Here is an 11,499-nt window from a genome sequence, read left to right as displayed (position 1 = left end):
CCTTATCATTAAAATTAAGTATCCCTTTCCTATTATCCTTTGGTAGCTCCAGATGTCAATCCTGAAATCAAATAACGCTGCAGTAATAAGAAGACAAGCGCAATTGGAACAGCGATCAGAATTGCTCCCGCGGAGAAACGGGTAAAGTTATTAGAAAACTGGTCATTGATGAAATTGAATAATCCAAGTGCCAGTGTATACTTCTCCGGACTGGTCAACACGATTCGCGGCAGCAGGAAGTCCATGAACGGAGCCATGAAATTGAAAAGCGCTACAACAGCAAGAATCGGTTTTGCCAAAGGAAGCATGATTGTCCAGAAAATCTTCAAGTGTCCGGCTCCATCCATCTTGGCGGCTTCATCCAATTCTTTCGGGATGGTATCAAAGTAACCTTTGACCAGCCAGGCGTTGAATGGAATCTGTCCGCCAAGATAAATCAATGTCAGACCGACTAAGGAATCGATCAACCCAATCGTACTAAGCAGGATGTATAACGCAACCATCCCCATCAAAGCCGGGAACATTTGTAGTAACAGGAACATATACAGCCCATACTTTTTCCCAATAAACTTGTAACGGGAAAATGCATAAGCGACTAATGAAGTCAAAATGACGGAACCGATTGCATTGGCGAATGCGACCAACAGACTGTTCTTATACCAGATAACATAGTCACTTCTTGGATCAGTGAATAACCATTTATAATGCTCCAGTGTCGGGTTTTCCGGCAGCATTTTCGTCACCAGCATGTTCGTACCAGGGTTGATACTCATCATTACTGTCCATAGTAACGGATAAGCAATCAGCACGAACATCACTGCTAAAAATAAATAAATGAACGTTACTTCTATCCTGGACTTCGTTTTTTTATTCATCGCCATCAGTAACGTCCCTCCTCTTTAAATGCAGCCGTTTTCCGGAATTGGTAGAATGCGAAGATTGATATTACTAATCCCATGATGATCGTGATAGCTGCAGCCATATTATAGTTATTGGTTTCAAATGTCAGTTTGTATACCCAGGAAATCAGGATATCTGTCCCACCGGCAGACTGGCCTCGGACAGCAGGATTCCCTTCGTTGAATAGATAGATGATATTAAAGTTATTGAAGTTCTGGGCATATTGCATGATCAGAAGTGGTGCCGTGGCAAAAAGGATGTGCGGCAGGGTGATGAAACGGAACTTCTGGAATCGTGTTCCGCCATCAACATCGGCAGCTTCGTACATATCCGCCGGCACACTTTGCAAAACTCCAGTGAACAATGCAAATACGAATGGGAAGCCCAGCCATGTCTGAATCATGATCAGAGCGATCTTAGCCCAAAATGGGTCTGACAGCCAAGGGATCATCATCCCGAATTGGCTGAGGATATCACGGTTGATCGCACCGAACGTCGGGTTGAATAATGCTGAAAAAATCAAAATTGATACAAAAGCCGGTACCGCCCATGGTAAAATAAGTACGGTACGGATCGTCCGCTTGAACTTGATCCGTTTATCGTTGACAAGCAATGCCAGGAACAGACCAAGAACAATTTGCAGAGTTGTCGCCACTACTGTCCAAACAATCGTCCAAGTGAATACATTCAAGAATGTATCCTGCCAAATATCCACATTCACTAAGTTGACGAAGTTGTCAAAGCCGACCCAGTCCAACAGTTTTCGCGGAGGTGAATTATACTGGTTGTAGTTGGTGAAGGCCAGCGAGACCATGAACGCCAGCGGCAGTACTACTACGAAAATCAACATGATGAAGCCAGGCAGGATCATGAAATATGGAAATCCGCGATCGTAGAAATCCTGCATCGCTTTGAAAAATGTCGGGTTCGGTCTTCCGGCTTCTCTAGCAATTGCATCATTACGAGCATCTTTAACATTGTAAATATAAATAGCGATTCCAAAGAAAAGCACCACTAATGATATGAAGCCTTGTATCAATAACTGGATGGAATGATGTTCCCGGGGAATCGTACCTAACGTAAATAGCCCCCAGACCCCGATATCGATATAATCCCAAAATGCCATCAAGAAAGAGACAGCAATAACAAACAAAAGTATGCCTTTAATGAAGCGGCGGTTATACATTTGTCCCAGACCTGGAACGAAAACAGATAATAAAGCAGCAATATTGCGGGGTTGTTTGATGTCGAATGCTGCTTTTTTATCATCCTTTGCCATAATAATGTCCTCCCCGGTGGTGATTAGAAAAACTTGGCTTGTCGCCAAGTACTTATGGCGAAAGCTTTAGTCTTTTCTAATCATTTAACAAAGTTAAACTTTCTAAAGTATAAAATGGCAGATGGAAGGCTGTCTGCCTTCCATCTCGCCCTTAATTGACAGAGCTTTTTCCTTTATTTATTGTCCAGCACCTGAAGCTGCGATGTTGTCTTTGATGATTTGAACCGCTTCATCTAGTACTTCGTTTACAGGCTCACCTTTTGAAATAAACGAAAGTGCATTGTTGATCGGTTCCCAAACTTGTTGCATTGCCGGGATACCAGGCATTGGCTCACCATAAGTAGCCTGCTCAGCGAAAGCGGACATGATTTCATCATCCGCGATTGCCGGATCTTCGATGGAATCTTTACGTGCAGGCATTTCACCAGCCATGTCATAGTAAGTCATCGCATTTTCACTGTTTGTGATGAATGCCATCAGCTCTTCTGCCCACTCTTTGTTTTCAGAGTAATAGGAAAGCATGTAGGATTTTACACCTACGAAAGATTTAGGGTTTTCGCCATTTTCAAGCAATGGTAGTGGAGCAGCTGCCAGGTCGTCACCAAGGGCATCCTGGTATTCACGCACCATCCAAGGGCCATTGATTACCGTAGATACTTTTCCTTCTTTGACCAGTCCGTTCATGATATCCGGAGTCAAGTCTTGCGGAATATATCCGTTGTCAAACCAAGACTGGATCAGCTTGCCGCCTTTGACAGCGCCTTCGTTGTTCAACCCGATGTCATCAATGTCATAAGAACCATTTTCGTTAGCGAAAACATAAGCCCCATTCCCAGAGAAGAACGGGTATGTGAAGTAGAAGTTAGCACCTTCCATTAGGAATCCATACTTATCTTCACCTTTTTTGGTATCTCTTTCGGCAATCGCCATCAAATCTTCCATAGTTTCAGGAGCTTCTTCTACTAATGACTTGTTATAGAATAAAGCATATGTTTCTGTTACTGCCGGGTAGCCCCACACGTCGCCTTCATAAGTGACAGCATCGACAGCAGTTTCTGTATATTCGCCCTCTTTATCTCCAAGATTTACAGGGTCTACAAGACCTTTAAGTACGAGGTCACCGATCCGATCATGCGGTTGGAAAATGATGTCTGGACCATTTCCGGCAGGTCCTTCTACGTCCAGCTTTTCAATTTGATCCAACATAGAGATAGGAATGATTTCGACCTCGATGTCATTTTCTTCTGTGAATTTATCTGTGATAGTCTTCAACGCTTCTTCTTGTTTCTCTTCTGCGTTCATCCATACAGTAAGTTTTTCAGGCTTTTCAGGCATTTCACCTTCTGTATTGCCTTCTGTTTCTGTTGACTCTCCGCCTTCTGTGTTCCCTTCCGATTCTTGTCCACTTTCATCAGGACCACAGGCAGCAAGTGCGCCGATCATTAATAGTGCGGCAAACAACATACCTAACCATTTTTTCATTGTATTGACCTCCCAAAGGTATATTAATTACAAGATGTATGTAATCGATTTCAAATATTTTTCATGAAAACGATTGCACACATCTTGAATTCTATTATACAAAAGCTAAAATAATTTGCAAGACAATTTTACTACTTTTAACTAATCACGTTTATTTCTATTACAGACATATGGTTAGCGTTTTCACAATCAGGCTATGAATCTTGTATGTTTTCATTGACTTTCTGTTTACTTTTGTCTACTTTTAGTCTATAAGAAATATTTATAGGGCAATTTTTGTGCAAACGATTGTGCTGAAAGGATGAGATACTTGTTAAAAGAAGCGATTTACCATCGTCCCAAAAACAATTTCGCTTATGCTTATGATGACGACACATTGCATATCATGCTTCAAACCAAGAAAGATGATCTCACTTCCGTTTCCCTCATCCACGGAGACCCTTATCATTGGGAAAAGGAACAATGGATAACCGAAACACTTCCTATGGAGAAAACAGGTTCTTCGGAACTCAACGATTACTGGAAAGCTGCTATCAAGCCTCCTTACCGACGGCTGCGTTATGGATTTGAAGTTTCGGATGGGGCAGAAACAAGCATTTATACGGAGCGGGGATTCTATGATGAAGCGCCTGGTGACACAGCCGATTATTTCGCTTTTCCCTTCCTTAATCCGGCAGATGTCTTTACTGCGCCTGAATGGGTCCGGCAGACAACCTGGTATCAGATTTTTCCAGAGCGTTACGGTAACGGCGACCCATCCTTGAACCCGGAAGGCACGCTTGCATGGGGCAGTGCCGACCCGACGCCGACCAATTTTTTCGGAGGCGATTTCCAAGGGGTGATCGACCACCTGGACCATCTTGTCGAACTCGGCATCAATGGCATTTACTTTACACCGATTTTTAAAGCGTACTCCAATCATAAATATGACACCATCGACTACATGGAAATCGATCCGCAATTCGGAGATAAAGAGACATTTCGTAAGTTAGTAAGGGCATGCCATGAGCGGGGGATTAAAGTGATGCTCGATGCTGTCTTCAATCACAGCGGTTACTACTTCCCTCCCTTCCAGGATGTCTTAGCAAAAGAACAAGCGTCCAAGTATCGCGATTGGTTCCATTTACGTGAGTTACCGATCAAAACAGAGCCCGTGCCGAATTATGATACATTTGCCTTCGTCCATACGATGCCTAAGCTGAATACGGAGCACCCGGAAGTGAAACGATATCTTCTCGATGTCGCTCGTTATTGGATAAAAGAATTCGATATCGATGGCTGGCGCCTCGACGTCGCCAACGAAATCGACCATGCCTTCTGGAGGGAGTTCCGCCGTGTGGTAAAATCCGCAAAACCCGACGCTTATATTCTTGGTGAAATCTGGCACGATTCCATGCCGTGGCTGCAGGGCGATCAGTTTGATGCTGTCATGAACTACCCCTTCACCAATGGAGCGGTGGAATTTTTCGCAAAAGATACCATGAAGGCTGGGGAATTTGCTGATACGATCACAAAGGTGCTTCATATGTATCCTGACAATGTGAATGAAGTCGCGTTTAACCTCCTCGACAGCCATGATACACCAAGAATCCTGACGCTCGCAGGCGAGGAAAAAGCGCGTGTCAAGCTATTATATTTGTTCCAATTATCGTTTATCGGAACGCCGTGCATTTATTATGGCGATGAAATTGGAATGAGTGGCGGCCAGGATCCAGGCTGCCGGGAATGTATGATATGGGACGAAGAAGAACAGGACCGCAATCTATTTTCCTTTGTCCAGCAACTGCTCAATTACAGAGGTGCTGTACCTGCCTTCGGCAACGATGGTTCCTTCCGTTTTCTTGAAACGAATGATGACACAGGTGTCATCGTCTATGAAAAATTCAACGAAAAAAACAGGCTGATTTTTGTCGTCAATAATGGTGATCAACAACAAACGTTCACCTTGGATGCTTTAGCAGACAAACAAGCGAAAACATTATTTACCGGAGAAAACATAAGCTTTAATCATGAAGCAAAAGTGACACTTCCTGCTTTCGGCTTTCAAATTTTTCAACTGAATCATTAGAATCCTGCTAGATAGTCAAGTCGCTCTTTAGAAATGGGCGGCTTGATTTATTTGAATTTGCTTGAAGGAGTCCGGGTGCCATGGCTTTAAAATCTACTAAAAATATGTCATTACTCGCGTTGACTTGGCCTATTTTCATAGAAATATTTCTACATATGCTAATGGGAAATGCCGATACGCTGATGCTCAGTCAATATTCCGATAATGCAGTAGCTGCTGTTGGCGTTTCCAATCAAATTCTTGCTGTTGTGATTGTCATGTTCGGATTTGTCGCTACCGGCTCTGCCATCCTCGTCGCCCAGAACCTTGGTGCCGAACAGGAAAAAGAAGCAGGAGCAATTGCAGTTACTTCCCTCAGCATCAATCTTTGGTTTTCTGTTGTATTAAGTTTTCTATTATTCTTGTTCAGTGAAAAGATTCTCGCGCTTATGGACCTGCCACCCGAATTGATGGGAGAAGCTCAGTTATATATGAATGTGGTCGGCGGCCTGATTTTCATCCAGGCGCTGATCATGACGACAGGAGCCATTCTTCGCAGTTATGGCTTCACAAAAGATACGATGTACGTGACGATCGGAATGAATATAGTGAATGTGATTGCCAACTACTTCGTCATATTCGGCCCGTTCGGCTTCCCTGTCTTTGGCGTCGAGGGCGTTGCTTTTGCTACGGCGGGCAGCCGGTTGATCGGGTTTATCGTGCTGCTTGGACTTTTGATCAAACGTAGCGAGGGATCGCTCCCGAAAGGTTCATTTTTCAGATATCATAAAATCCATGTCAAAAACCTGCTCAGCATTGGCATTCCATCTGCAGGCGAGCATCTTTCCTACAATACGAGTCAGATGGCTATCACCTATTTCATTGCCCAGATGGGAACGATTGCGATCACGACGAAAGTGTATACCCAGAATATCATGATGCTCATCTTCTTATTTTCGATTGCAATCGGACAGGGAACCCAGATCCTTATCGGCCATTACATAGGTGCAAAAGAAACCGAACGAGCGTACCACCGTTGCCTGAAAAGCTTGAAACTGGCGATTGCCATTTCACTTGCTGTTGCCGTTGTCGTGTATGCCTCCAGCAACTTTCTCCTCGGCATATTTACAGATAACGCCACCATCATAGCTCAGGGTTCAATGTTATTACTGCTGACGGTTGTGCTCGAGCCGGGCCGTGCTTTCAATCTCGTCGTCATCAATTCACTGCGGGCCGCTGGAGATGTCAAATTTCCCGTGTACATCGGTATTTTGTCGATGTGGGGAATAGCCGTTACGTTAGCCTGGTTTCTCGGACTCTATCTGGATCTTGGCCTTGTCGGTGTCTGGATCGCCTTCATGGTCGATGAGTGGCTGCGTGGCATCTTCATGCTGTTCCGCTGGCGTTCGCGTGTGTGGGTATCGAAGGCCTTTGTAAAAGACTCCAGTTAGCAGCGTGCGATTTTCCTTTTTTGGAGGGCTCAGGGGTGTGATAATCAGGAGCGGGACAGTTCTCTTACGTTTTCCCATATCAAAAGGACCGGTCCCCCGGTCCTTTCCTGGTTAACTATATAACAGCGTCTCATAGCTTTCAGTTTGTTCATTTTATCGAAACTTGATAGTGTTCGAGCCAATAGTTGATCTGGCAAAGATGGGCAAGTAACTGCGGCCCTGTCATCAGTTGGCCAAACCAAGGAGCATCAATCGCCTGCCCTTTCGTATCAGCGAGCTTACGCAGCTCGTTCCGGTCAAACAAATCAAAAATCGGTGCCTGTTTATCAGCGAGAATTTCATTCATCCAGGCCACTACCGCATGGGTATAAACAGGATTATGGGTTTTCGGATAAGGATTTTTCTTCCGGTACAACACCTCATCAGGCAGAATCCCTTCCAATGCCTTCCGAAGCAGTCCTTTTTCTTTCCCGTCCAAGTGCTTCATCTGCCATGGGACATTCCAGACATACTCGACAAGATGATGATCACTGAAAGGAACGCGCACCTCCAGACTCGCTCCCATAGTCATCCGGTCTTTGCGATCAAGCAGCGTTTGCATAAACCAATGAATATTCAAGTAAAACATCTGCCTGCGCTTTTCCTCTACCGCCGATTCGCCGGCGAGCTTCGGCATTTCATTGACTGTGTCCTGATAGCGGGCCAGCATATACCCTTTCACATCCAGTTTTTGCTGCCACTCCTGAGTAAGCAGCCCATTTCTCAAATTCAGTGAACGGATCCAAGGGAAGCCTTCCCGTTCCAATTCCTCTCGCCTGTAAAACCACGGATATCCACCGAAAATTTCATCGGCGCACTCTCCTGATAAACCAACGGTCACTTTTTTCTTCACTTCTTCGCTGAACCAAAGCAATGACGAATCAACATCCGCCATCCCGGGCAGGTCCCGTAATTTGGTCGCTTTTTTCAGAAGGCGTACTAATTCTTCATTATCGGCGATACAGCTTTGATGATTCGTGCCATGCTCTTTTTGAATTAAGGCAATAAAATCTTTATCGCTTGTGGGTTGAAAGGCATTGGCTTTGAAATGTTTATCGTTACCTTCAAAATCGATCGAAAATGTATCAAGCGCTCCTTTTCCCTGTTTGCGATATTGCTCTGCTGCTATTGCGGTTATGGCACTGGAATCGACCCCGCCGGATAAAAATGTTCCAAGCGGTACATCTGAAACCAATTGACGATCGACCGCATCAAGAAAAAGTGCGCGTACCTTTTCCACGGTCACATCGAGGCTGTCTTCATGAGGTTTGCTTTCCACATTCCAGTATCGCTTTATTCTCAGCCCTTGTTCCCTGGTAAAAATAGCGGAATGACCAGCCCGTAAATCATGGACGCCGCAGAATACCCCGCATCCGGGTGTCCGGGACGGTCCTAATGCCAACAGTTCATGGAGTCCAGTGGTATCCACTTCCGCAGTTACTTTCGGATGGGCGAGCAGCGCTTTAATTTCGGAGGCGAATAACAATCCGCCATCTGTTTCCATATAGAACAACGGCTTGACCCCGAGCCGGTCCCGTGCCAGAAATAATTTTTGTTCCGCATCATCCCAAACAGCAAATGCGAATATTCCATTCAAATGGTTGACGCATGACTCGCCCCATTCCATATAGCTGGTCAATAACACTTCCGTGTCGGAATGGGATCGGAACGTCCAGCCTTTTTGATGCAATACCGTTCTTACGTCTTCTGTATTATATAATTCTCCGTTATAGCATAACGTAAAGCGCTTCTCCCCGACCTTTCGCGTCATTGGCTGACGACCTCCGGCAGGGTCGATGACAATCAGACGTTGATGCCCGAACGCTGTGTGCCGGCTCAGCCATTGGGTCCCTTCATCGGGACCACGGTGCTCCAATGTCGCTGCCATGGCCGCAATCGTATCATAAGCACAACTCAAGTCTTTCCGGAAATCCGTCCATCCGACAATTCCGCACATATATCGAGCCACTCCTTTTTTGTAGCTAAAAAAGATAACCTAATATATGTGAAGTGAGTCGTCCCTATGCTTAAATTTTTCCTATTCGTAATGGTAATCCTCTTTCTCAGCACAATAAACATGGCATAAAAAAAGCTGCCTCGGCAAAATTAGCCAGGCAACTTTCTCATTTATGCTGGAAGAATACCTAATGGCATAAACCCAAAACCTAGAATCAATGCCAATGCGAATGCAATCAGCAGCTGTGTCCACCAGCTGAAAGCAGGCTGTGCCTTGGAAACCTTGATTGCCACCATTTCAATTGCTGCAATCGCCCAAAGACCGACCAGCATTTTAACGATAACCAGTATACCGATATTAGAGTAGGAAGCGAACAGACTGCCACCAGAGTATAAAATAAGTAAATAGAGCAACCGCATAACCATTTGTGTGATTTTAGCAGCTTTCGCATTCCCTGCGCGGGAGAAGGTCAATACTAGAATCAATAATGCTAACGTGATCACCCATGAGGTGATATGTAAGTGTGCCACTAAACTTCCTCCTTTTGCTATCAATCTACCGTTATAGTACCATGTTTACACAAATTTATCCTAATAAAACCTTTCAGGAGGAATTTTTAGACTAGAGAGAAAATTAGCCTGAAACCTGTTATAATGAATGAAGATTTTCGAATTGATATGGAGGGATAGAATGACAAGAACTAGTCAAGAAATCATCGACCAAACGCAGGAATTCGGCGCAAAAAACTATCACCCACTTCCGATTGTGGTAGAAAAAGCGGAGGGTGTTTGGGTAGAAGATCCTGAAGGTAACCGCTACATGGACATGCTCAGCGCTTACTCGGCCGTCAACCAGGGCCATCGCCATCCACGAATCATTGAAGCATTAAAAAACCAAGCAGACCGTGTGACCCTGACGTCACGCGCCTTCCACAATGATCAACTCGGACCATGGTATGAAAAGATTTGCAAGCTCACCAATAAAGAAATGGCCCTTCCGATGAATACGGGAGCTGAAGCAGTCGAAACAGCTATCAAAGCAGCACGCCGCTGGGCTTATGATGTCAAAGGGGTGGCCGATAACCAGGCAGAAATCATCGCCTGCACCGGAAACTTCCATGGACGTACGATGACTGCCGTTTCCCTTTCTTCCGAAGAAGAATATCAGCGTGGCTTTGGTCCAATGCTGCCAGGCATCAAATTAGTTCCATACGGTGATATCGATGCGCTCAAAGAGGCGATCACTGAAAATACAGCCGGATTCTTAATTGAACCGATCCAGGGAGAGGCTGGAATTGTCATCCCTCCAGAAGGTTTCTTGAAAGAAGCATCCGAAGTTTGTAAAGAAAACAAAGTGCTGTTCATCGCTGATGAAATCCAGGCAGGCCTGGCCCGAACCGGCAAAATGTTCGCCTGCGACTGGGAAGACGTAACACCTGACATGTTGATTTTAGGTAAAGCCCTTGGCGGCGGTGTGTTCCCGATTTCCACTGTAGTAGCTAACCGTGAAATCCTAGGTGTCTTCAATCCTGGATCCCATGGCTCTACATTCGGAGGAAACCCACTGGCTTGCGCAGTATCTCTCGCTTCCCTGGAAGTGCTGGAAGATGAAAAACTGGCAGACCGCTCCCTGGAATTAGGCAACTTGATGATGGGCGAATTGAAAAAAATCAATAATCCGATCATCAAGGAAGTACGCGGAAAAGGTTTATTCATCGGAGTCGAACTGACCGAACCTGCACGAAGCTATTGTGAAAAACTGAAGGAGAAAGGCCTCCTATGTAAGGAGACGCATGAAAACGTCATCCGCTTCGCCCCTCCACTGATTATTAATCGTAAGGATTTAGAATGGGCGATCGACCAAATCAAAGAAGTATTGTCTTAATGAAAATGAGCCTGGCGATAATCGCCAGGCTCATTTTTGCTTCTAATACACTTATTCAAGTATAGCGCCGGATTATGGAAGACTCAGTTTCAAGGTAAAAGGGGTTCTTTGCTAAAAAAGAGTCAGGGGTGGGTTGGAAACTACTCGCTTTCCAACTTCATCACCTAGACACTCGCGACATAAGCAGTCCATCAACGGGAAGAAAGAACCCTTCCCTTTTGATGTTCTGCTTATGCGTGTCGTGTCTCCCAAGGCGATTACGCATTCATTTCATTCCTGCGGGGGAACTGGCAAGCCTCCTCGGTCGTTACACTCCCTGCGGGGTCTTGCCTAGCTCCTTCTCCCGCGGGAGATTCCTGTGGGATAATAGAGGGGTCCTTGTATTAAAAAAAGCCCTCCGTTATGATGCATTTGTACAACCAAATACAAACATCAAAAGGAGGACTTCCCCTTGAATTCT

Annotated in this window: 8 protein-coding genes; 3 read left to right on the top strand and 5 right to left on the bottom strand. The window is 45.1% G+C overall.

The window, feature by feature from the left end; all coding sequences use genetic code 11:
• Positions 1-32: 32 nt before the first annotated feature.
• From BLV00_RS00040 to BLV00_RS00030, 3 genes are all read right to left on the bottom strand, one after another.
• Positions 33-875, bottom strand: a complete 843-nt coding sequence (locus tag BLV00_RS00040; RefSeq protein WP_093041896.1) for a sugar ABC transporter permease — start codon at positions 873-875, stop codon at positions 33-35.
• A 5-nt stretch (positions 876-880) separates the two neighbouring features.
• Positions 881-2,179 carry a carbohydrate ABC transporter permease gene (locus BLV00_RS00035; RefSeq protein ID WP_093040890.1) on the bottom strand — a complete coding sequence of 433 codons (1,299 nt, stop codon included), beginning with the start codon at positions 2,177-2,179 and terminating at the stop codon, positions 881-883.
• Positions 2,180-2,356: 177 nt separating this feature from the next.
• A complete protein-coding gene (locus tag BLV00_RS00030) occupies positions 2,357-3,661 on the bottom strand; it encodes a sugar ABC transporter substrate-binding protein (protein WP_093040888.1) in 1,305 nt (434 codons plus the stop codon).
• A gap of 310 nt (positions 3,662-3,971) precedes the next feature.
• Between BLV00_RS00030 and BLV00_RS00025 the strand changes: the two genes are divergently transcribed.
• Entirely contained in the window at positions 3,972-5,729 is a 1,758-nt protein-coding gene (locus BLV00_RS00025) for an alpha-glycosidase (protein ID WP_093040886.1), read from the top strand.
• An 80-nt stretch (positions 5,730-5,809) separates the two neighbouring features.
• Positions 5,810-7,159: an MATE family efflux transporter gene (locus tag BLV00_RS00020; protein ID WP_093040884.1), complete on the top strand. Its 1,350-nt coding sequence runs from the start codon at positions 5,810-5,812 to the stop codon at positions 7,157-7,159.
• A gap of 148 nt (positions 7,160-7,307) precedes the next feature.
• Here BLV00_RS00020 and asnB read toward each other — a convergent pair whose 3' ends face one another.
• Entirely contained in the window at positions 7,308-9,155 is a 1,848-nt protein-coding gene (gene asnB / locus BLV00_RS00015; protein ID WP_093040883.1) for an asparagine synthase (glutamine-hydrolyzing), read from the bottom strand.
• A gap of 170 nt (positions 9,156-9,325) precedes the next feature.
• A complete protein-coding gene (locus BLV00_RS00010) occupies positions 9,326-9,685 on the bottom strand; it encodes a YisL family protein (RefSeq protein ID WP_093040881.1) in 360 nt (119 codons plus the stop codon).
• Between the two features lie 160 nt (positions 9,686-9,845).
• On the opposite strand from BLV00_RS00010, the gene BLV00_RS00005 reads away from it, so the two are divergent.
• Positions 9,846-11,039 (top strand): ornithine--oxo-acid transaminase, encoded by a 1,194-nt coding sequence (locus tag BLV00_RS00005; RefSeq protein ID WP_093040880.1) that lies wholly within the window; start codon positions 9,846-9,848, stop codon positions 11,037-11,039.
• Positions 11,040-11,499 lie beyond the last annotated feature (460 nt).

This window comes from Thalassobacillus cyri (assembly GCF_900107755.1).
GTDB classification, from domain to species: domain Bacteria; phylum Bacillota; class Bacilli; order Bacillales; family Halobacillaceae; genus Thalassobacillus; species Thalassobacillus cyri.
Note: the sequence above shows the minus strand (reverse complement) of the source record. Positions and strands in the feature narration are given on the sequence as shown.

What these genes read in the sequence shown, in the direction of transcription:
- BLV00_RS00020 (WP_093040884.1), top strand. Translation starts at nt 5,810, where the DNA reads ATGGCTTTAAAATCTACTAAAAATATGTCATTACTCGCGTTGACTTGG.
- BLV00_RS00040 (WP_093041896.1), bottom strand. Translation starts at nt 875, where the DNA reads ATGAATAAAAAAACGAAGTCCAGGATAGAAGTAACGTTCATTTATTTA.
- BLV00_RS00005 (WP_093040880.1), top strand. Translation starts at nt 9,846, where the DNA reads ATGACAAGAACTAGTCAAGAAATCATCGACCAAACGCAGGAATTCGGC.
- asnB (WP_093040883.1), bottom strand. Translation starts at nt 9,155, where the DNA reads ATGTGCGGAATTGTCGGATGGACGGATTTCCGGAAAGACTTGAGTTGT.
- BLV00_RS00035 (WP_093040890.1), bottom strand. Translation starts at nt 2,179, where the DNA reads ATGGCAAAGGATGATAAAAAAGCAGCATTCGACATCAAACAACCCCGC.
- BLV00_RS00030 (WP_093040888.1), bottom strand. Translation starts at nt 3,661, where the DNA reads ATGAAAAAATGGTTAGGTATGTTGTTTGCCGCACTATTAATGATCGGC.